Annotated in this window: 16 protein-coding genes; 9 read left to right on the top strand and 7 right to left on the bottom strand. The window is 72.9% G+C overall.

Going from position 1 to position 20,509, the window contains the following annotated elements; all coding sequences use genetic code 11:
• Nucleotides 1-11: 11 nt before the first annotated feature.
• Together cobS and AB0A69_RS02260 are read left to right on the top strand one after the other, a co-directional pair.
• Nucleotides 12-797: an adenosylcobinamide-GDP ribazoletransferase gene (cobS, locus tag AB0A69_RS02265; RefSeq protein ID WP_361415169.1), complete on the top strand. Its 786-nt coding sequence runs from the start codon at nucleotides 12-14 to the stop codon at nucleotides 795-797.
• Between the two features lie 60 nt (nucleotides 798-857).
• Nucleotides 858-1,061, top strand: coding sequence for a cold-shock protein (locus AB0A69_RS02260; RefSeq protein ID WP_361414387.1), 204 nt, complete (start codon nucleotides 858-860; stop codon nucleotides 1,059-1,061).
• Between the two features lie 9 nt (nucleotides 1,062-1,070).
• Here AB0A69_RS02260 and AB0A69_RS02255 read toward each other — a convergent pair whose 3' ends face one another.
• The 5 genes from AB0A69_RS02255 to AB0A69_RS02235 form a co-directional block, all read right to left on the bottom strand.
• On the bottom strand, nucleotides 1,071-1,865 hold the full coding sequence (locus tag AB0A69_RS02255; RefSeq protein WP_361415167.1) for an endo alpha-1,4 polygalactosaminidase: 795 nt from the start codon (nucleotides 1,863-1,865) through the stop codon (nucleotides 1,071-1,073).
• The gene (locus AB0A69_RS02250) at nucleotides 1,865-2,491 is read right to left on the bottom strand and encodes a spherulation-specific family 4 protein (protein ID WP_361414385.1); all 627 of its coding nucleotides are present in this window, start codon (nucleotides 2,489-2,491) and stop codon (nucleotides 1,865-1,867) included. Before AB0A69_RS02250 ends, AB0A69_RS02255 begins: the two co-directional genes overlap by 1 nt.
• Nucleotides 2,492-2,556: 65 nt before the next feature.
• Nucleotides 2,557-4,011 (bottom strand): hypothetical protein, encoded by a 1,455-nt coding sequence (locus AB0A69_RS02245; RefSeq protein ID WP_361414383.1) that lies wholly within the window; start codon nucleotides 4,009-4,011, stop codon nucleotides 2,557-2,559.
• On the bottom strand, nucleotides 4,012-5,550 hold the full coding sequence (gene pelF / locus AB0A69_RS02240; protein WP_361414381.1) for a GT4 family glycosyltransferase PelF: 1,539 nt from the start codon (nucleotides 5,548-5,550) through the stop codon (nucleotides 4,012-4,014).
• Between the two features lie 80 nt (nucleotides 5,551-5,630).
• Nucleotides 5,631-7,670: a hypothetical protein gene (locus AB0A69_RS02235; protein ID WP_361414379.1), complete on the bottom strand. Its 2,040-nt coding sequence runs from the start codon at nucleotides 7,668-7,670 to the stop codon at nucleotides 5,631-5,633.
• Between the two features lie 349 nt (nucleotides 7,671-8,019).
• On the opposite strand from AB0A69_RS02235, the gene AB0A69_RS02230 reads away from it, so the two are divergent.
• The 6 genes from AB0A69_RS02230 to AB0A69_RS02205 all read left to right on the top strand — a co-directional run bounded on the left by AB0A69_RS02230 (nucleotide 8,020) and on the right by AB0A69_RS02205 (nucleotide 18,105).
• Nucleotides 8,020-9,543 (top strand): leucyl aminopeptidase, encoded by a 1,524-nt coding sequence (locus AB0A69_RS02230; RefSeq protein WP_361414377.1) that lies wholly within the window; start codon nucleotides 8,020-8,022, stop codon nucleotides 9,541-9,543.
• Between the two features lie 461 nt (nucleotides 9,544-10,004).
• Nucleotides 10,005-11,393 (top strand): dihydrolipoyl dehydrogenase, encoded by a 1,389-nt coding sequence (gene lpdA / locus AB0A69_RS02225; protein ID WP_361414375.1) that lies wholly within the window; start codon nucleotides 10,005-10,007, stop codon nucleotides 11,391-11,393.
• Nucleotides 11,394-11,452: 59 nt separating this feature from the next.
• Nucleotides 11,453-13,258, top strand: a complete 1,806-nt coding sequence (sucB, locus tag AB0A69_RS02220) for a 2-oxoglutarate dehydrogenase, E2 component, dihydrolipoamide succinyltransferase (RefSeq protein WP_361414373.1) — start codon at nucleotides 11,453-11,455, stop codon at nucleotides 13,256-13,258.
• A 221-nt stretch (nucleotides 13,259-13,479) separates the two neighbouring features.
• The gene (locus tag AB0A69_RS02215; RefSeq protein WP_355366572.1) at nucleotides 13,480-14,103 is read left to right on the top strand and encodes a GntR family transcriptional regulator; all 624 of its coding nucleotides are present in this window, start codon (nucleotides 13,480-13,482) and stop codon (nucleotides 14,101-14,103) included.
• A 286-nt stretch (nucleotides 14,104-14,389) separates the two neighbouring features.
• The gene (gene aceE / locus AB0A69_RS02210) at nucleotides 14,390-17,083 is read left to right on the top strand and encodes a pyruvate dehydrogenase (acetyl-transferring), homodimeric type (protein WP_361414371.1); all 2,694 of its coding nucleotides are present in this window, start codon (nucleotides 14,390-14,392) and stop codon (nucleotides 17,081-17,083) included.
• Between the two features lie 56 nt (nucleotides 17,084-17,139).
• A complete protein-coding gene (locus AB0A69_RS02205; RefSeq protein WP_361414369.1) occupies nucleotides 17,140-18,105 on the top strand; it encodes a YafY family protein in 966 nt (321 codons plus the stop codon).
• Here the strand turns inward: AB0A69_RS02205 and AB0A69_RS02200 are convergent.
• Nucleotides 18,096-19,049, bottom strand: coding sequence for an SDR family oxidoreductase (locus AB0A69_RS02200; protein ID WP_361414367.1), 954 nt, complete (start codon nucleotides 19,047-19,049; stop codon nucleotides 18,096-18,098). The two genes, AB0A69_RS02205 and AB0A69_RS02200, sit on opposite strands and share 10 nt — an antisense overlap.
• 111 nt (nucleotides 19,050-19,160) lie before the next feature.
• On the opposite strand from AB0A69_RS02200, the gene AB0A69_RS02195 reads away from it, so the two are divergent.
• Nucleotides 19,161-19,682 (top strand): DUF4240 domain-containing protein, encoded by a 522-nt coding sequence (locus AB0A69_RS02195; RefSeq protein ID WP_361415165.1) that lies wholly within the window; start codon nucleotides 19,161-19,163, stop codon nucleotides 19,680-19,682.
• Between the two features lie 16 nt (nucleotides 19,683-19,698).
• Here the strand turns inward: AB0A69_RS02195 and AB0A69_RS02190 are convergent, their stop codons facing one another.
• Entirely contained in the window at nucleotides 19,699-20,469 is a 771-nt protein-coding gene (locus AB0A69_RS02190; protein WP_361415163.1) for an SDR family oxidoreductase, read from the bottom strand.
• Nucleotides 20,470-20,509: the final 40 nt, after the last annotated feature.

Here is a 20,509-nt window from a genome sequence, read left to right as displayed (position 1 = left end):
GCCCGGTGACCATGCCCCGCACCCGTACACGCCTCGACGGCATACGTTTCGCCTTCGGCACCCTCACCGTGCTGCCCGTCCACGTCTCCCGCTGGGACCGCGAGGCGGCCCGCGCCGGAATGCTCGCCGCGCCGCTGGCGGGGCTGGTGGTGGGCCTGTGCGCGGCGGCGGCCGGTGGCCTGGCCCTGCTGCTCGGCGCGGGGCCGCTGCTCGCCGCGGTCGCCTCGGCGGCCGTTCCCGCCGTGCTGACGCGGGGCCTGCACCTGGACGGGCTCGCGGACACGGCGGACGGGCTCGGCAGCGGGAAGCCCGCCGAGGACGCGCTGCGGATCATGAAGCAGTCGGACATCGGTCCCTTCGGCGTCATCACGCTGCTCTTCGTCCTGCTCGCCCAGGTGGCCGCGCTGTACGAGCTGTACGGGGAGGGCTGGGCGTACGGCGCGGTCGCCGCGGCTCTGGGCGGCACGGTCGCCCGGGCCGCGCTCACCCTCGCCTCGCGCGCCTCCGTCCCGGCGGCCCGGCCCGAGGGGCTGGGCGCGGTGGTGGCGGGGACGGTGCCGGGGCGGGCCGCGCTGGGCGTGGGGGCGCTGGTGGGGTGCGCGGCCGCCGGGGCCGGGGCGCTGTTCGGCCCGTACGGCGCCCTGCGTCACGTACTGGCGGTGCTGATGGCCCTGGTGGTGGCGGAGGCGCTGCTGCGGCGCTGTGTGCGGCGGTTCGGCGGGGTGACGGGGGATGTCTTCGGGGCGGTGGCGGAGACGGCGGCGACGGTGGTGCTGGTGGTGCTGACATTGGGCTAAGGAACGTTTGAGCCACGCCGGAACCTGGTAGTCGGGGAGCGAGAACGAAGGAGAAAGATCATGGCAACCGGCACTGTGAAGTGGTTCAACGCGGAAAAGGGCTTCGGCTTCATCGAGCAGGACGGCGGCGGTCCCGACGTGTTCGTCCACTACTCGGCCATCGCCAGCACGGGGTACCGCGAGCTCAACGAGGGCCAGAAGGTTCAGTTCGACGTCACGCAGGGGCCGAAGGGCCCGCAGGCGGAGAACGTCAGCCCGGCCTGACGGGACCGCTCAGCAGGGCTCTCGCCAGGCGTCGAGCTCGTACCGCTTCAGTATCGAGCTCGTCCGCAGCCGTTCGGCCTGCGGGCAGAACGCCCGGGTCGGGAGCTCGTACTCCACGTGGAAGACGGCCTTGCCCGCCGTCAGGAAGGGGCGCAGGCGCTCGCACTCGCGGAACTGCGCGCACTGTTCATTGACCGCGAAGTCGAAGTCCTGGACCAGATCGGGGATCTGGTCCAGGTCGTTTTTCAGGCCGACGGCGAGACCGCGCTCATGGGCGAGGCGGGCGATGAGGCGGTTGTAGCGCAATTGGTCGGCGGCGGTGAGCGGGAAGCCGGTGTCGTTGGCGTACCCGTCCATGTTGTCGGGCTCCACGGCGTCGAAGCCCTTGGTCCGGCACATGTCGAGGCGGGCGGCCATCAGCGGTTCGAGGACGTCGGTGCGGCGGATGTCGAGCCAGCGCTCGCCCTTCCAGCCGTTGCCGCGCCCGATGACCTCCTGGGGGAACGTCGCGGCGTCGGGCCGCCAGTCCTCCCAGGCGCCGGTGGAGAGGTAGCAGATCACCTTGCGGCCGCGCCGGTGGAGGTCGTCGACCGTGGCGCGAGGGTGGTCGAAGCCGTCGATGTCGTACACGGGTACGTCGACGGACGGGTCGAGGCGGCCGCTGAGCTGCCACTGCCAGGGCTGCCCGGGGGCCGGCTGCCAGCGCCGCCCCTCGTGCGGTGTGGGCGGCGCCGGGTCGGAGGGGCTCGTACACCCCGTCGCGAGCAGCAGCAGCGCGGCGACGAACAGCAGGGCGCGGCGCATCACGCGCGCCTCCCGCCGCCGGCCAGGACGTGCGGCAGCGTGCCCCAGGGGTGGGAGCCGGCGCCCGGGACGGCGCACCGGACGCGCGTGGAGACGCGGGCGTCGGCGTCGGGCGGGGCGGCGTAGACGAGGTGGCAGTAGTGGTCGGCGACCGGGAGGTCGAGGGCGCGGTAGGCGTCCCAGGGGCCTTCGAAGGTGACGAGCAGGTCGGCCAGTTCGGCGTAGGCGGGGTGGGGGTGCGCCCCGTGGTTGAGGACGAGGGTGGCGGCGCCGGCCGCGCGGGCGGCCACGCCCAGGCGCCGGTAGTGCGGGGCGAGGTGCGGATCGGTGGGGACCTGGTCGAGGAAGGCGCCGTCGGCGCCGTACCAGTCGCGGTGGCGGACCAGGTCGGTGAGGACGTCGGCGTGGGGGCGGCGGCCGTAGTCGGTGTCGGTGTAGCCGAGCACGCACACCCCGGCCGCGCGCAGCCGGTCGGCGACGGTCACGAAGGCGGGGTCGGGGGCCGGGCCCGCGCCGCTCGCGGGGTTGAGCACGACGCCGTAGAGGAGCGGCGCGGCGGCGATGATGGCGTCCCATTCGGCGGGGCGGTCGGCGGGGTGCTCGTAGTAGGGCACCAGGAGGTCCACGGGCGTTTCCTTTGCGTGCTTCAGGTGCGCGTGCTTCAGGTGCGCGTGCTTCAGGTGCGCGTGCTTCAGGTGCGGTGGGTGGTCGCCCGTCCGAGCAGTACCCAGCCGAGGGCGGCCAGTACCGCGGCCGCGGCCCCGGTGACGACCGCGCCGGCCGCCTGCGGGTCGCCCGCGCCCGTCGCCAGGGCCACCGTCTGGGCCCCGGTGGCCGCCACGCACACCAGCGCCGCGCTGAGCGCCGCGCCGAACGACTGCAGCAGCAGGGCGGCCCACAGGACGGTCCCGATGAGCAGCAGCGACACCAGCCGGAGCCCGTCCAGGGCGGGCGCGCCCGGCCACAGCAGCGTCCCGCCGGCGGCGAGGGCCAGCAGGACGGTGAGGTACGCGGTGAGGCAGAGCGCCAGCGTGGTCGCGGTGGTGCGGCGGAAGGCGCGGGCGCTGGTGCTGGCCCGCAGTCCGGCGAGGCTCTCGCTGCGGAAGCGGTGCAGCAGCCATTCGGCGGGGCCCATCGAGAGCGTGAGCGCCACGGCGGAGGGCGCCGCCACCGCCGCGCCGGGCCCGTCGGCGAGGACGTCGCCGAGCGCGGCGTACAGCACGAGCCCGCCGGTGCCGAGCCCGAAGAGGCCGTACGGCAGCGACGCGGCGAGCCGGGGCGCGGCCCTCCCGGGCACGCCGGGTGCGGCGAGCGGCAGGAGCACCCGCAGCGCGAGCACCATGGCCGCGACGAGCGAGGCGAGCAGCAGGGCGGTGCGCACGGCGAGCGGCGGGTCGTACCAGAACGCGACGGGGGCGCCCGCCGCCAGCGGCAGCAGCGCGCCCAGCAGGGCCTTCTCGCGGTCGAGGACCAGCAGGACGGTCGCGGCGGCCAGGTACAGCGACTGTCCGGCCGCGAAGGCGGCGGCGCCCCACTCCCCCGGCCCGGTCGCGGCGACGGCGACGACCGCGCCCGCGAGGGCCCCGGCCGGGGCGCCGGTGAGCAGGGTGCGGGCGGCGGCCTGGCGGTCGCCGAGGCCGAGCCAGGAGTAGGCGCGGTGGGAGAGGGCCTGGTTCCAGACCCAGCCGGTGACGGCCCCGGCGAGCAGCGGAACCGTTCCGGCGGGCAGGCCCAGCGTGCCGGGCGGGCCCGCGAGGAGGGGCGCGCCGAGGACGTACGCGAGGCCGGGCAGGGCGAAGACCAGGCCGCGCAGGAGGCAGCCGCCGAGGCCGGTGTGCCACGGGTCGGTGGGCGGGCCGTCCGGTTCGGGGAAGCGGCGCTCCACGCGCGCGTAGAGGTCCTCGGCGAGGGCGAAGGAGTCGGGGCGGCCGTAGGTGAGCCGTATGTGGTCGTCCGTCATGCCGTCGGATTCGAGGATGGCGGCTATCTCGTCGGGGTGGACGGCGGCCGCTATCAAGTCCTCCAGGCGGTGGGCGAGCTCGTCGAGCGGATCGGGCGCGGCCCAGCTGGGGCGGGGGCGCGGGATCGCCGGAAGGGTGCCGGTGGCGCCGGGGGCGGGCGGGGTGAGCCAGAGGGAGCCGCTCATTCACGCCGTCCGATCGAGTTCGCGGTACCTGGGGGTCCCCCCGACGAAGGCAGGGGGCGGGTCCGGGATGCGGAGCTGGAGGGTCCAGTCGTCCGGCTCCGCCACGGGAGCCTCCGGGACCCCGGCGAGCTCCCGGTAGATGCGGCGGAAGCCGTCGACGGAGCGGTGCAGCGTGAACCGGTCGACGACCCGCTGCCGGGCCTTGCGCCCGAGCTCGGCGCGCCGTTCCCCGTCGCGCAGCAGCGCCATGACGGCCTCGGCCATGACGGCGGGTTCGCGCGGCGGGACGACGAGGCCGGTGTCGCCGACGGCCTCGCGTACCCCGCCCACATCGGTGGAGACGGTGGCGCGGCCGCAGGACATGGCCTCGATGAGCGAGAAGGGGAACCCTTCGCTGATGGAGGAGAGCATCACCACGCTGCCCGCCGCGTAGGCGGAGGCCACATCGGAGATCCGGCCCTCGTAGGCGATGCCGTCCGTGACGCCGAGCTCGGCGGCGAGCTTCTCCAGCCGGGTGCGGTAGTCCTCGTTCCCGGCCGGAACGGGCCCGAACAACCGCAGGCGCAGTTCGGGCAGTTCCGCGCGGGCGATGGCGTACGCCCGGATCAGGGTCTCCAGGTCCTTGATGGGGTCGACGCGGCCGCACCAGCTGAGGGTGGGCACGGCGGGCTCGGGGCCGGCGAGCGGGAAGGCGTGCGGGTCGACGCCGTTGTAGACGGTGCGGATGCGGTCGGCGGGGGCGCCGCCGCGCTCCTCCCAGCGCCGGTTGTACTGGTTGCAGGGCGTGATGAGGTCGGCCTTGCGGTAGCCGAGGGAGTTGAGCTCCCGGTAGAAGCCGAGCATCAGCGCCTTGACGGGCCACCGCTGGGCCTCGGTGCGGTAGCCGAGGTAACGCTCGCGGAGGTAGATGCCGTGCTCGGTGAGGAGGAACGGTACGCCGTCGAGGTGCTGGGCGGCGAGCGCGGGGAGGGTGGCGAGGCCGCTGGAGACGGCGTGGGCGACGCTGTCGGCGGGGATGCGGGCGGCGAGCGGCCTCAGCGCGTGTTCGAGGAGGTCGGTGGCGGTCAGGGCGTCGTGGACGGTGGGGCGGGCGGCGGCCGTTCTCAGGTGCGGCATGGTCCATATCCACATCAGCGACCGCAGCACCGACTCGGAGCGCAGGGCGGAGGAGAGCCGTCCGCGGCGGGCGAGCGCGGCCAGGGCGTACAGGCCCTCGCCGAAGTCGCAGCCGGCGGACGGGTCGAGTATCGAGAGCAGGAAGCGCTCGTAGGTGTCGGTGAAGCGGCGCCGCTCGCGCCCGAACAGCGGCCGCCCGCGCCCCGGCGCCGGGCCCCACAGCGGGAAGGCGGTGTGGCGGTAGACGTTGGGCGGGAGCTCCCAGGTGACGGGCTCGCGGCCGCTGCCGGTGAGGGCGAGGATCTGGAAGTCGACCTCGGGCATGCCGCGGACGAGCTGGTCGCACCAGGTGCTGACACCGCCGTGGACGTGCGGATAGGTGCCTTCGGTGAGCATGGTGACATGGCGGCCTGTGGTCGGCATTCGGTTCCCCCCCGGGAGTGAGCTCGTCAGGCGCTGGTGGCGCGGTGGCGCTGGTGGCGCGGTGGCGCTGGTGGCGCTGGTCAGGCGGTCGGCAGTGTGAGGGTGATCGCCGTCTGGAAGGTGTCGGGAGCGGTCCAGGCGGAGCGGGCCCCGGCGTAGGGCGTGCCGAACGCCGTCGTACCGAGCAGCTGCTGCTTGCGGGTGCCCCCGGGCGCGGTGACCGGGGCGGTCACGCCGGCCGGCGCCTTGACGGTGACGGTGGTGCCGATGCGGTACGCGGTGACCTTGCCGTCCGCGAGGGCCTGGTCCCAGGCGGCGCGGCGGGCCAGTTCGGTACCGATGTCGCGGTGGCGGGGGTTGACGAGCGGGGTGTTCTCCGCGAACAGGGCGCGGTGGTCGGCGAGGACCTTGTCGAGGACGGGGTAGAGGAGCCGCTCCTCGGCGAGGTTGGACTGGTGGACGTAGTGCGGGCGCGGGTCGTTGGCCATGACGTGGCCCAGCGCGGTGCGGGCCTCCTGCGGGACGATGTGCTCCGCGTACCCGGTGCGTACGTCGAGCGGCTCGTCGAGGCAGGTGGAAGCGGGGTTGGTGGCGCAGACGCCGCTGCCGCCGTCCTCCTCGGAGGTGTAGATCCAGTTGTACTCGTCGGTCATCTCCTCCGCCGTCCCGACGTTGTAGTACACGTTCATCGGGTGGCGGGGCACGGTCCTCGCGGCGCCCACGGGCCGCTGCCGGGGCTCTCGGGAGTTGTCGCTCGCGATCCAGCGGACCCCGGTGTCGGAGAGCGCCCCGGCGAGGTTCGGGTTGTCGGCGGGCTGCTGCGGCAGGGTCTTCAGGCCGGAGTGCTCGCCGGTGACGAGTTCGGCGCGGTCGACGGCGAGGCCCTTGCCGACGGCCCAGGTGTGGTTGTCGCGGATCTGGGCGGCGATCTCGGCGCGGCTCGTCCACCGGGTGTTGCCGTACGCGTCCTTGGCGCACTGCCACGGCACGGTGGAGGTGTCCTGGACGCAGCCGAGGAAGGGGTGCGTGTAGGTGTGGTTGACCCAGCGGTACTGCGCCCGGTCAGCGAGGAGCTGGGCGGTGAGCGGGTCGCTGCCGCCGTGCTCGGCCTTCCACTCCTCGCCGGAGCCCCCGTTGTAGACCATGTCGAGGGTGAGGCCGCTCGCCCGCTGCCACTGGGCGGCGTACTGCGCGTCGGCCGCGGTCATGCGGATCGGCGGCGTGCCCTCGCCGTCGCCGCCCGGGCAGTCGAAGTCGCCGGGCGTGCAGTTGCGGACGGTGTCCCAGCGGGCGTCGGGGGCGAAGACGTCGTCGACATGGACGGAAAAGTAGTTCCGGCTCTGTCCGAGGTGTACGCCCTGAGTCAGCCATTCCACGATGCCCCGGGCCAGGGCGCGGAACTGCCGCTGGTGCCGGTTGTAGGCGAAGGTGACGACGAGCTCGCGCCGCCCGTCGTGGGCGTATTCGCCGAGGAGGCTGGCCCGGCCGCCGCCGTCGCCGGTGGCCACGTCCAGGTAGCTGGTGTATCCGGCGCGGGGCCGGCCGGCGTACCCGTAACTCTCGGAGACGTCCGGGTCGTTGTCCTCGAAGACGACCGGCCCGTCGAGGTACCGGAAGGGCCCTGCCTTCCCGGCGGCGGTGAGGGCGGTCTCCACGCCGTCGAGCACGCCGGAGCGGCCGCCGTCGTCCGTGTACTCCAGGCCGACGCCGGGATGGGCCCAGGTGTACGCGTCGACCTGCGGGATCGCGTACGTCCGCTCGTACGCGGCGAGCGCGTCCCGCTCCGCCGCGGACAGCCCCTGGGGCGCCTCGTCGGGCAGCACCACGCCCTGGTACTTGGCGCGCGGGCGCCCGTCGACCGTGTCGGCGAGGAAGGCCGCGTCGATGACGGGGCGGCCCGGGTCGCCGAGGCGTACCGCGCGGTACGGCGTGCCGGAACCTTTCAGTTCGGCGGTGAGGGCCTCCACCGCGCCGCCGCCGTCGTCCACGACGAGCACCGTGAGGTCGATACGGGGCGTGGGCGCGGCCGCCGCGCCGGCCGCCGGGAGCGCGCCGGTCAGCAGCACCGCGGCCAGCAGAGCGGTCGCGGTGCGCCCGGCGCGGATTCCGTGGACGTGCATGGTCTTTCCCCCCTCGCGGGACCCGCCGGCGCGCGTGGGGGCGCCCGGGGGATCTGTGGAGATGATGCAAAGGGCCGGATCGCTCCCTTGCAGGATTGAGCAGAGTGTGACCGAGCTCTCACCCATACGGGGTGGCAAACGTGAAAGAGACACCACGGATGAGTGAATTGCCGCCGCCGTGAGCGAGACGGGAGTGCGCGCGTAGGCTCGTCCCCGGCATTCCCCGGGCCGAATTACGATGCGACGGGCAAGGTCGGCCCACCCCTCGACCGCATCTCGGCCGTGCCACGGCCGTACGCCAGCCGCACACGCCGCCCGACCACTCAAACGGAAGCGAGATTTCACCACCGTGACTGCTCTCACTCTCAGCACCGCCGGCGCGGCGACACTGCGCGCCGACGTCCTCGTCGTCGGCGTCGCCAAGAGCCCGCAGGGCGGCAAGGGGCTCGTCGTCGCACCCGGCGCCGAGGCCGTCGACCAGGCGTTCGACGGAAAGCTCGCCGACGTCCTGGAGACCCTCGGTGCCTCCGGCGCCGACGGCGAGGTGACCAAGGTGCCGTCCCCGGCCGGCCTGAAGGCCCCGGTCGTGCTCGCCGTCGGCCTCGGCCAGGCGCCCGAGAAGGACGACGAGACCTACTCCGCCGAGGCCCTGCGCCGCGCCGCCGGCACCGCCGCCCGCGCCCTCGCCGGTAAGAAGAAGGCCGCCTTCGCGCTGCCCGTCGAGGCCGTCGAGGACGCCGAGGCCATCGCGGAGGGCGCGCTGCTGGGCGCGTACGCCTTCACCGCGTACCGCGAGAAGGGCAAGGACGCCAAGGGCCCCCTCGCCGAGGTGGCGCTGCTGGGCGCGAAGCCCCGCGACAAGGCGTACAAGGCGGCGGCGGAACGCGCCGTCGCGCTCACCGAGGAGCTCAACCGCGCCCGCGACCTGATCAACACCCCGCCCAACGACCTCACCCCCGAGGCCTTCGCCGCCATCGCCACCGCGGCCGGCAAGGAGCACGGCATCAAGGTGCAGGTGCTCGACGAGCGCGCCCTCGCCAAGGGCGGCTACGGCGGCATCCTCGGCGTCGGCGCCGGTTCCGCGAACCCGCCCCGGCTGGTGAAGCTCGCCTACACGCACCCCAAGGCGGAGAAGACGCTGGCGCTGGTCGGCAAGGGCATCACGTACGACTCGGGCGGCATCTCCCTGAAGCCGGCGGGCCACAACGAGACGATGAAGTGCGACATGAGCGGCGCCGCCGCGGTGTTCGCCGCGGTCGTCACCGCCGCCCGCCTCGGCCTGGAGGTGAACATCACCGGCTGGCTGGCGCTCGCCGAGAACATGCCGTCCGGCTCCGCCCTGCGCCCCGGTGACGTGCTCCGCATGTACAGCGGCAAGACGGTGGAGGTGCTCAACACCGACGCCGAGGGCCGGCTCGTGCTGGGCGACGCGCTCACCCGCGCCTCGGAGGAGCACCCGGACGCCATCGTCGACGTCGCGACGCTCACCGGCGCGATGGTGCTGGCGCTCGGCAACCGCACCTTCGGCATCATGGCCAACGACGACGCCTTCCGCACCGCGGTCCACGAGATCGCGGAGGAGGCGGGCGAGCAGTCCTGGCCGATGCCGCTCCCCGCCGAGCTGCGCAAGGGCATGGACTCCCCGACCGCCGACATCGCCAACATGGGCGAGCGGATGGGCGGCGGCCTGGTCGCCGGCCTGTTCCTGAAGGAGTTCGTCGGCGAGGGCATCCCGTGGGCCCACCTCGACATCGCGGGCCCCGCCTTCAACGAGGGCGGCCCCTACGGCTACACCCCCAAGGGCGGCACCGGCTCGGCGGTCCGCACCCTGGTGAAGCTCGCGGAGCGGGTAGCGGCCGGCGACCTCGGCTGATCCCCCCGCTTTTTTGGGCTCGGTTCGGCTCCGGGGCGCTCAAGCCGGTGTCGACGGTCGATCGTGCTCGGTCGCTCGTCCCTCGCGACCTCCGCGCGTTCTCCCTTCCGACACCGGCGGCGCCCCTTCGCCTCACTCGCCATAGGTCCCGGGGGTGAGGCGAGGGCGTACGGCTCCGGAGCCTTGCTCCCGGGGTCGTACGCCGTCGGGGCGGGCCCGGCTCCGGGGCGACGGAATCCGTAGGTTCGTACGCGTCGGCGGCCCGGGCGCGTGGACGATCCGCCGTCTCAGAGCCTGGCCCGGCGTCTCTTGTTCCGGCAACAAGTGCGAAGATGGGTTCTCGGCAGGACAGGGCCCCCACCACAGGGCCGAAGAATCAGCGGCCGAACACCAGCCGACAGGCCGGTCATCCCCCGAGGCCGGGGGCCCGGCGACCGGCGCACATGCATGGAGGACGTGACGTGGCGAACGACGCCAGCACCGTTTTCGACCTAGTGATCCTCGGCGGTGGCAGTGGCGGTTACGCCGCGGCCCTGCGGGGTGCGCAGCTGGGCCTGGACGTCGCACTGATCGAGAAGAACAAGCTCGGCGGCACCTGCCTGCACAACGGATGCATTCCCACGAAGGCCCTGCTCCACGCCGGTGAGATCGCGGACCAGGCCCGCGAGGCCGACCAGTTCGGTGTGCTCACCACCTTCGAGGGCATCGACATCAAGGCCGTCCACAAGTACAAGGACGACGTGATCGCGGGCCTGTACAAGGGCCTGCAGGGCCTGGTCGCCTCCCGCAAGGTGACGTACATCGAGGGCGAGGGCCGGCTCTCCTCCCCCACCTCCGTCGACGTGAACGGCCAGCGGGTCGAGGGCCGCCACGTCCTCCTCGCCACCGGTTCCGTACCGAAGTCCCTCCCGGGCCTGGAGATCGACGGCAACCGCATCATCTCCTCGGACCACGCGCTGACGCTGGACCGGGTCCCGGAGTCCGCGATCATCCTGGGCGGCGGCGTCATCGGCGTCGAGTTCGCCTCGGCGTGGAAGTCCTTCGGCACCGACGTCACCGTCATCGAGGGCCTGAAGCACCTCGTCCCGGTCGAGGACGAGAACAGCTCGAAGCTTCTTGAGCGCGCCTTCCGCAAGCGCGGCATCAAGTTCAACCTCGGCACCTTCTTCCAGAGCGCCGAGTACACCGACAACGGCGTCAAGGTCACCCTGGCGGACGGCAAGACCTTCGAGGCCGAGGTGCTGCTCGTCGCCATCGGCCGCGGCCCGGTCTCCGCCGGACTCGGGTACGAGGAGCAGGGCGTCGCGATGGACCGCGGCTACGTCCTGGTCGACGAGTACATGCAGACCAACGTGCCCACGATCTCGGCCGTCGGCGACCTCGTCCCGACCCTGCAGCTCGCGCACGTCGGCTTCGCCGAGGGCATCCTCGTGGCGGAGCGGCTGGCCGGCCTGAAGCCGGTTCCGATCGACTACGACGGCGTGCCGCGGGTGACGTACTGCCACCCCGAGGTCGCCTCCGTGGGCATCACCGAGGCCAAGGCCAAGGAGATCTACGGCGCGGACAAGGTCGTCGCTCTGAAGTACAACCTCGCGGGCAACGGCAAGAGCAAGATCCTCAAGACCGCGGGCGAGATCAAGCTCGTGCAGGTCAAGGACGGTGCCGTGGTCGGCGTCCACATGGTCGGTGACCGCATGGGCGAGCAGGTCGGCGAAGCGCAGCTGATCTACAACTGGGAGGCGCTGCCGGCGGAGGTCGCGCAGCTCATCCACGCCCACCCGACGCAGAACGAGGCGCTCGGCGAGGCTCACCTGGCGCTGGCCGGCAAGCCCCTCCACTCCCACGACTGATCCGCTCAGTCCCGGGCGCGACGACCACTTACCGCAATTCGTTAGGAGCAACTGAAACCATGTCGGTTTCCGTAACCCTGCCGGCGCTCGGCGAGAGCGTCACCGAGGGCACTGTCACCCGCTGGCTGAAGGCCGAGGGCGAGCGCGTCGAGGCCGACGAGCCGCTGCTCGAGGTGTCGACCGACAAGGTCGACACCGAGATCCCCGCCCCCGCCTCCGGCGTTCTGGCCTCCATCAAGGTCGCCGAGGACGAGACGGTCGAGGTCGGCGCCGAGCTGGCCATCATCGACGACGGCTCCGGCGCCCCGGCCGAGGCCGCCGCTCCGGCCCCGGCCGCGGAGGCTCCCGCCGCGGAGGCTCCGGCCGCCCAGGCCCCTGCCGCCGAGGCTCCGGCTCCGGCTGCCGAGGCCCCCGCCGCCGAGGCTCCCGCCGCCGCTCCGGCCGGTGGTGCCGAGGGCACCGACGTCGTGCTGCCCGCGCTGGGCGAGTCGGTCACCGAGGGCACCGTCACCCGCTGGCTGAAGCAGGTCGGCGAGGAGGTCACGGAGGACGAGCCGCTGCTCGAGGTCTCCACGGACAAGGTCGACACCGAGATCCCGGCCCCGGCTTCCGGTGTGCTGCTGGAGATCGTCGTCGGCGAGGACGAGACCGCCGAGGTCGGCGCCAAGCTCGCCGTCATCGGCGCCGCGGGTGCCGCTCCGGCGGCCGCCCCGGCCCAGGAGGCTCCGGCTCCGGCCGCCGCCCCGGCTCAGGAGGCTCCGGCTCCGGCCGCCGCTCCCGCCGCGGAGGCCCCGGCCGCCCCGGCTCCGGCCCCGGCCGCTGCTCCGGCTCCCGCCGCGCCCGCCGCCCCGGCCCCGGCTCCGGCCCCGGTCACCCCGGCTCCGGCCGCCGCCGCGCCCGCCGCGCCCGCACAGCCGGCGGACGAGGGCGCGTACGTGACCCCGCTGGTCCGCAAGCTCGCCGCCGAGAACGGCGTCGACCTGTCGGCCGTCAAGGGCACCGGCGTCGGTGGCCGCATCCGCAAGCAGGATGTCCTGGCCGCTGCCGAGGCCGCCAAGGCCGCCGCTGCCCCGGCCCCCGCCGCGGCCGCTCCGGCCGCCGCCGCTCCGGCCGCCAAGGCGCCGGCGCTGGAGGCGTCGCCGCTGCGCGGTCAGACGGTCAAGATGACCCGGATGCGCAAGGTCATCGGCGACAACATGATGAAGGCGCTGCACTCGCAGGCCCAGCTGACCTCGGTCGTCGAGGTCGACATCACCAAGCTGATGAAGCTGCGCGCCCGCGCCAAGGACGCGTTCGCCGCCCGCGAGGGCGTCAAGCTGTCCCCGATGCCGTTCTTCGTCAAGGCCGCCGCGCAGGCGCTGAAGGCCCACCCGGTCATCAACGCGCGGATCAACGAGGACGAGGGCACCATCACGTACTTCGACTCGGAGAACATCGGCATCGCCGTGGACTCCGAGAAGGGTCTGATGACGCCGGTCATCAAGAACGCCGGCGACCTGAACATCGCGGGCATCTCCAAGGCCACCGCGGAGCTCGCGGGCAAGGTCCGCGGCAACAAGATCACCCCGGACGAGCTGTCCGGCGCCACCTTCACGATCAGCAACACCGGCTCGCGCGGTGCGCTGTTCGACACGGTCATCGTGCCGCCGAACCAGGTCGCCATCCTGGGCATCGGCGCCACCGTCAAGCGTCCCGTGGTCATCAACCACCCGGACCTGGGCGAGACCATCGCGGTGCGCGACATGACCTACCTGTCGCTCTCCTACGACCACCGCCTGGTGGACGGCGCCGACGCCGCCCGCTACCTGACGGCCGTCAAGGCCATCCTGGAAGCGGGCGAGTTCGAGGTCGACCTCGGCCTGTAGCCCGCCCCTCCCGGCGTACGGGACATGACGACGGCGCCCCCGGTCGGAACTCTCCGGCCGGGGGCGCCGTCGTCGCGTGAGCCGCCGCGTGACCCGTCACGTGTGCCGTCGCGTGTGCCGTCGCGTGACAGGTGTCTCGCGCCCCGGGGCAGCCATCGGCCCTGACCGGGCGGAATAATGGCGATCAGGCGATCGACCGCCGCAGCCGCGAAGGAGCCCCCATGACCCCGCCCGTCGTCCACTCGCTGCGCGACCAGATCCGCGAGCACATCGTGGAGGGCATCGTCAGCGGCCGCTGGAAGCCGGGTGAGCGCATCGTCGAGCGGCGCATCGCCACGGAGCTGGAGGTCAGTCAGACGCCCGTGCGCGAGGCGCTGCGCGAGCTGGAGAGCCTGCGGCTGATCGAGTCGGCGCCCAACAAGGGCGTACGGGTACGCAACCTGACGGCGGCGGACCTGGAGGAGAGCTACCCCGTGCGCGCCGGTCTGGAGCAGATCGCCGCCGAGCTGGCGGCCGACCGCCTGGGCGAGGACTGCTCGGCCCTGGAGCCCCATGTGGCGGCGCTGTACGAGGCGGACGCGCGGGCCGACGGGACGGCCCAGGTGCGGCACACGGTGGCGTTCCACCGGGAGCTGGTGCGCGCCGCGCGCAACAGCGTGCTGCTGCACACCTGGGAGGGGCTCGGCATCGAGGTCTTCACGGCGTTGTCGATCCGCTGGCTCGGGACCGTACAGAAGTCGTACGCGGAGGAGCACGACGAGCTCGTCCAGGCCTTCCGCCGCCGGGACCCCCAGATCGGGGTCCTGGTGAAGCAGCACGTCCTCGGCTGCGCTCCGAGGGCCTGAGCGCGCCCCTCTGCGCCACTCTTCACGCCGACGCGCACGCCCCCGCTCATTTGGGGGCGTGCGCGCTCATTCACCCTGCCCACCTGCGAAAACAAGGCACCGGGTGCCCATTTTTGTGGCACCCAATGCCGACTTTGGCCTTCTGGGAAAGATTTTTCCCCGAACACTTTGATCGATCATCGATCACGGTCGTACAGTCGTCCGCGGACTTCAACAGAGGTCCACCTCGCCCTGTCCTGCCAAGACCAAGGGCTCCACACCCCTTCGACTCCGGAAGGCGGCGATTATGACGACCGACCCGAACCGCATCCAGCCGAGCGAGCTCGACCAGCTGCCGGACCGCGACCCCGAGGAGACCGCCGAGTGGCAGGCGTCCCTCGACGCCGTCGCCAAGGCCGCCGGGCCGCACCGCGCCGCGTACCTGATGCGCCGCACCCTGGAGCGCGCCGAGGGCGCCGGTCTCGCGCTGCCCAAGCTGCTCGAAACCGACTACGTCAACACCATCCCGACCGCCGCCGAGGCCGCGTACGGCTTCGACGGCGACGAGGCGATGGAAGCGAAGATCACCGCCTGGAACCGCTGGAACGCGGCCGCCATGGTGTCGCGCGGCGCGAAGTACGGCGTCGGCGGCCACATCGCCACCTTCGCCTCCGCCGCCTGGCTCTACGAGACCGGCTTCAACCACTTCTTCCGCGGCAAGGAGGGCGACGGCTCGGGCGACCAGCTCTACATCCAGGGCCACGCCTCCCCCGGCATCTACGCCCGCGCCTTCCTCGACGGCCGCCTCACCGAGCAGCACCTGGACAACTTCCGCCAGGAGTCCGGCGGCAACGGCCTGCCGTCCTACCCGCACCCGCGGCGCCTGCCCTGGCTGTGGGAGTTCCCGACGGTGTCGATGGGCCTCGGCCCGCTCTCGGCGATCTACCAGGCGCGGTTCAACCGCTACCTGACCAACCGCAACATCAAGGACGTCTCCAACTCCCACGTGTGGGCGTTCCTCGGTGACGGCGAGATGGACGAGCCCGAGTCGACGGCGGCCCTCGCGCTCGCCGCCCGTGAGGAGCTCGACAACCTCACCTTCGTCATCAACTGCAACCTGCAGCGCCTCGACGGCCCGGTCCGCGCCAACTTCAAGATCGTGCAGGAGCTGGAGGCCCAGTTCCGCGGCGCCGGCTGGAACGTCGTGAAGTCGCTGTGGGGCACCGCCTGGGACGAGCTGTTCCAGCTCGACACCACGGGCGCGCTCGTACGCCGCCTGCGCGAGGTACCGGACGCGCAGATCCAGACGTACCAGACGCGTGACGCGGCCTACATCCGCGAGGACTTCTTCGGCAAGGAGCCGGCGCTCGTCGAGATGGCGAAGCTGCTCTCCGACGACAAGATCATCGAGTGCTTCCACCACTCGCGCGGCGGCCACGAGTCCCGCAAGGTCTTCGCCGCGTACAAGGCCGCGCTCTCCCACAAGGGCGCGCCGACCGTGATCCTCGCCCAGACGGTGAAGGGCTTCACCCTCGGCAAGGGCTTCGAGTCCAAGAACGCCAACCACCAGATGAAGAAGCTCTCGGTGGAGGAGTTCAAGGACATGCGGGACCTGCTGGGCCTGCCGATCCCGGACTCCGCGTTCGTCGACGGCCAGGTGCCCTACGGCCACCCCGGCGCCGACTCCCCCGAGGTCCGCTACCTCCAGGAGCGCCGCGCGGCCCTCGGCGGCCCGGCCCCGGCCCGCCGCGTCCACCCGGTCGCGCCGCTGCCGGCCCCGGCCGACAAGGCGTTCGCCGCCTTCGACAAGGGCTCCGGCTCTCAGTCGGTCGCGACGACCATGGCGTTCGTCCGCCTGATGAAGGACCTGATCCGCGACAAGGAGACCGGCAAGCGCTGGGTCCCGATCGTCCCGGACGAGGCCCGCACCTTCGGTATGGAGTCGCTGTTCCCGTCGCTCGGCATCTACTCGCCGAAGGGGCAGACGTACGAGCCGGTCGACCGCGACCAGCTGATGTACTACCGCGAGGCGAAGAACGGCCAGATCCTCAACGAGGGCATCACCGAGGCCGGCTCGATGGCCGACTTCATCGCCGCGTCGACCGCGTACTCCACGCACGGCGAGCCGATGATCCCGTTCTACATCTTCTACTCGATGTTCGGCTGGCAGCGGACCGCCGACCAGATGTGGCAGCTCGGCGACCAGCTCGGCCGCGGCTTCCTCGTCGGCGCCACGGCGGGCCGCACCACCCTGACCGGTGAGGGCCTGCAGCACGCCGACGGTCACTCCCCCGTCATCGCGGCGACGAACCCGGCGGCGCTGACGTACGACCCGGCGTTCGCGTACGAGGTCGCAGTCATCGTCAAGGAGGGTCTGCGCCGGATGTACGGCGAGACCGCGCCGGGCGAGGACCAGAACGTCTTCTACTACCTGACGGTCTACAACGAGCCGATGCCGCAGCCCGCCAAGCCGGAGGGCGTGGACGAGGGCATCATCAAGGGCCTGTACCGGTTCAAGGAGGGCACCGCGCCCGCCGCCGACGCGCCGCGCATCCAGCTGCTGTCGTCGGGCACGGCGATCCACTGGGCCCTGGAGGCGCAGGAGCTGCTCGCCGCCGAGTGGGGCGTGACCGCCGACGTGTGGTCCGCGACCTCGTGGTCCGAGCTGCGGCGCGACGCGCTGGAGGCCGACGCGGCGCTGCTGCGCGGCGAGGAGCGGGTGCCGTACGTCCGCCAGGCGCTGGCCGACGCGCCCGGCCCGGTGCTGGCGGTCACCGACTACATGCGCCAGGTCCCGGACCAGATCGCGCAGTGGGTCGAGCAGGACTACAGCTCGCTCGGCGCCGACGGCTTCGGCCTGTCGGACACGCGTGAGGCGGCGCGCCGCCACTTCGGCGTGGACGCCCCGTCCATCGTGGTCGCGGCCCTGGCCCAGCTGGCCAAGCGCGGCGAGGTCCCGGCCTCGGTCGTGAAGGACGCCCGCGAGCGCTACGGCCTGTAGGTCTCGTGTGCGAGAAGCCCCCCGCTCCGGCGGGGGGCTTCTTGCATGATGGGGCCATGCGCGCTGCCCGGCTGATCAAGATGGTGCTGCTCCTCCAGTCCCGCCCCGCCATGACGGCCGCCGAGCTCGCGCGCGAGCTGGAGGTGTCGGAGCGGACGATCACGCGGGACGCGCTGGCGCTCTCGGAGGCCGGGGTACCCGTGTACGCGGACCGGGGCCGCGCGGGCGGCTACCGGCTGATCGGCGGCTACCGGACGCGGCTGACGGGCCTGGCGCGCAGCGAGGCGGAGGCGCTGTTCCTCTCGGGCGTACCGGGGGCGCTGCGGGACATGGGGCTGGACGACGCGGCGTCGGTGGCCCGGCTGAAGGTGTCGGCGGCGTTGCTGCCGTCGCTGCGGGACGCGCCCGTCTCGGCGGCGCAGCGCTTCCACCTCGACGCGCCGGGCTGGTACCAGGAGCCCGAGACGCCGGAGCTGCTGCCGACGCTCGCGGAGGCGGTGTGGGACGACCGGCTGGTCTCGGCGCGCTACCGGCGGCGGGACGGCGAAGTGGAGCGGGAGCTGGCGCCGTACGGGCTCGTGCTCAAGGCGGGCGTCTGGTACCTGTGCGCCCGCGCCGAGGACGCCTTCCGCGTGTACCGGGTGGACCGGTTCACGGCCGTGGCGCTCGGCGACGACCGTTTCGTACGGGACGAGGGGTTCGACCTGCCGGGGTTCTGGGAGGAGCGGGCGGCCGAGTTCGCCCGCTCCCTGCTGCGTACGGAGGTGGTGGTCCGGCTCGGCGGGGCGGGGGCGCGGTGGCTGCCGCGGGTGACGGACCGGGCCGCCGCCCGCGAGGCGCTGGAGGCGGCCGGTCCGCCGGACGCGGAGGGCCGGGTGACGGTCACCCTCCGGGTGGAGTCGGAGGAGGTGGCGTACTCCCAGCTCCTCCAGCTGGGCCCGGAGGCGGAGGTGCTGGAGCCGGCCTCGCTGCGGGAGCGGTTCGCCGAGGCGGCGGCCCGGATGAGGGACCTCTACCGGTAGTCGTCGACGGTGGCCTGCTTCCCTCCGTGGACGACGTCGATGAAGTACCCCCAGGCGTCGGGCCGCGAGCCGTCCGTGTCGGTGAAGCCGTACACCTTGGCGAGCTGCCCGCTGGAGAGCGACTGCCCGTTCCAGCGGTGGCGGTCGGGGTCGGCGGCGAGCGCGGCGACCGCCCGGCCGACGTAGACGGGTGACTCGGCGATGGCGAAGTGCGGGTCCTTCTCCGTCCCCTCACGCCAGTTGTCCTCGCGTACGCCGAAGGCGTCGAGCATCTCCTCGGAGCGCAGGAAGCCCGGGGTGACCGCCACGGCCGTGCCTCCCACGTCCTTCAGGTCCTCGGAGAGGGCGAAGGCCATACGGATCGGGGTGGTCTTGGCGAGGTCGTAGTAGAAGTTCTCGCGGAAGCGGGTGGTGTTGTACTCGGCCGTTCCGTCGGTCATCTCGACCACCAGGGCGCCCGGGTGCCGGATCAGCAGCGGCAGCGCGCAGCTGCTGGTGATGGCGTGGCTCCGGATGCCGAGGTCCAGCATGCGCAGCCCGTCCTCCAGGTCCGTGTCCCACATCTTGACGCCGAACTTCAGCAGGTGGTCGCCGCCCCAGAGGCTGTTGACGAGGACGTCGAGCCGGCTCCGCTCCTCGTCGATGCGCGCGACCAGCGCCCGGACCTCTTCGGGTACGAGGTGGTCGGTCGGTACGGCGACGCCCTCGCCCCCGGCCTCGGTGACCAGCTCGGCGGTCTGCTCGATGGTCTCGCCGGCCCGGCCGACCTCGCTGACCTTCGTACGGGTGGTGCGGCCGGTGACGTACACGGTGGCGCCCGCGGCGCCGAGTGCGACGGCGATGGCGCGGCCCGCGCCGCGCGTGGCGCCCGCGACGAGGGCGATCTTCCCGGCGAGCGGCTTGTCGTTGCTGTGGTGCTCCGTGGTCGGCTGCGTCTTCGTCATACGACGACGGTGACAGCGAAAGGCGACACCTGCTGTCCGGATTCTTTTCGGCCGTTCCTTTCGGCCGTTCGGCGTGCGCCGCCGTCCGCCGCCCGGGATGCTGGTCCCGTGATGGACGAAACGGAGTTCTGGGAGATCATCGACACCACCCGCGCGGCCGCCGAGGGCGACCCCGAGGACCACGCGGAACTGCTGGTGGAGAGACTGCTGCAGCTCGACCCCGACTCCGTGCTGGACTTCGCCCGGCACTTCGAGGCGCGGTACAACCGCGCCTACACCTGGGACCTGTGGGGCGCGGCCGCCGTGCTGCTGGGTGGCGCGAGCGACGACGCCTTCGACTACTTCCGCTGCTGGCTGATCGGCCAGGGCCGGGAGGTGTTCGAGGGGGCGGTGCACGACCCGGACGCGCTCGCCGAGCTCCTCGACGAGTTCGACGAGGAGATCGACGGGGACGGCGAGGAGCTGGGGTACGCGGCGGACGAGGCGTACGAGCAGTTGACCGGGACCGTCGCGCCGGACCTGGGCATCCCGCCCCAGCCGCCGGAGCCGGAGGGCACACCGTTCGACTTCGACGACGACGCGGCGCTGGAGGAGCGGTTCCCCCGGCTCTGGGAGCGCTTCGGCGGCCTGTGACCGAGGGGTCCGGCGGTCAGAAGTGGGTGCCGCCGTCGATGCGGATCTCGGTGCCGGTGATGAAGGCCCCGTCCTCGGAGCCGAGCATCGCGACGACCCCGGCGACGGTCTCCGGGCCGGCGAAGCCCTGCCCGATGGCCGGGGCCAGCTTGGCGAAGAGGCTCATGTCGGCGTCCTCGGGGAGGCCGGGTCCGGTGCCGGTGGTCATGCCGGAGGCGATGGAGCCGGGTGCGACGCACACCGCGCGCAGGCCCTGCTTGCTGTACTCGCTCGCGATGGCGTGGGTCATCGCCTGGATGCCGCCCTTGGAGGCCGCGTACGCCGCCATGTAGGGGTGGGCGAAGCTCGCCGAGGTGGACGAGAAGTTGACGACGACCGGGCGGTCGCCGTCGAGCAGGGCCGGGAGGGCCTCGCGGATCACCAGGAAGGTGCCCGTGAGGTTGACCGCGATGATCCGCTCGAAGAGGTCGAGCGTCGTCTTGTGGGTGTGCTCGGAGCGCAGGATCCCGGCGGCGTTGACGAGCACGTCCAGCCCGCCGAGCGTCCCGGTCGCGGCGGCGACCCCGGCGCGTACGGCGGCTTCGTCGGAGACGTCCAGGAGGGCGGTGGTGAGCCGGTCCGCGGCGGAGGCCGCGGCGGCCTGTGCGTACGTCTCCTTCAGCCCGGTCTCGTCGACGTCCACGGCGAAGACCCGCCCGCCCTCGGCGAGTATCCGGTGGACGGTGGCCCGGCCGATGCCGGAGCCGGCGCCCGTGACGAGGACGCGGCGGTTCTCATAGCGCTGCACCATGGCGTCACGGTACGCCTCGGTGGCACGTTTTGCCATC

The sequence above is a fragment of the Streptomyces sp. NPDC045431 genome, assembly GCF_040646655.1.
Taxonomy (GTDB): Bacteria; Actinomycetota; Actinomycetes; order Streptomycetales; family Streptomycetaceae; genus Streptomyces.
Note: the sequence above shows the minus strand (reverse complement) of the source record. Positions and strands in the feature narration are given on the sequence as shown.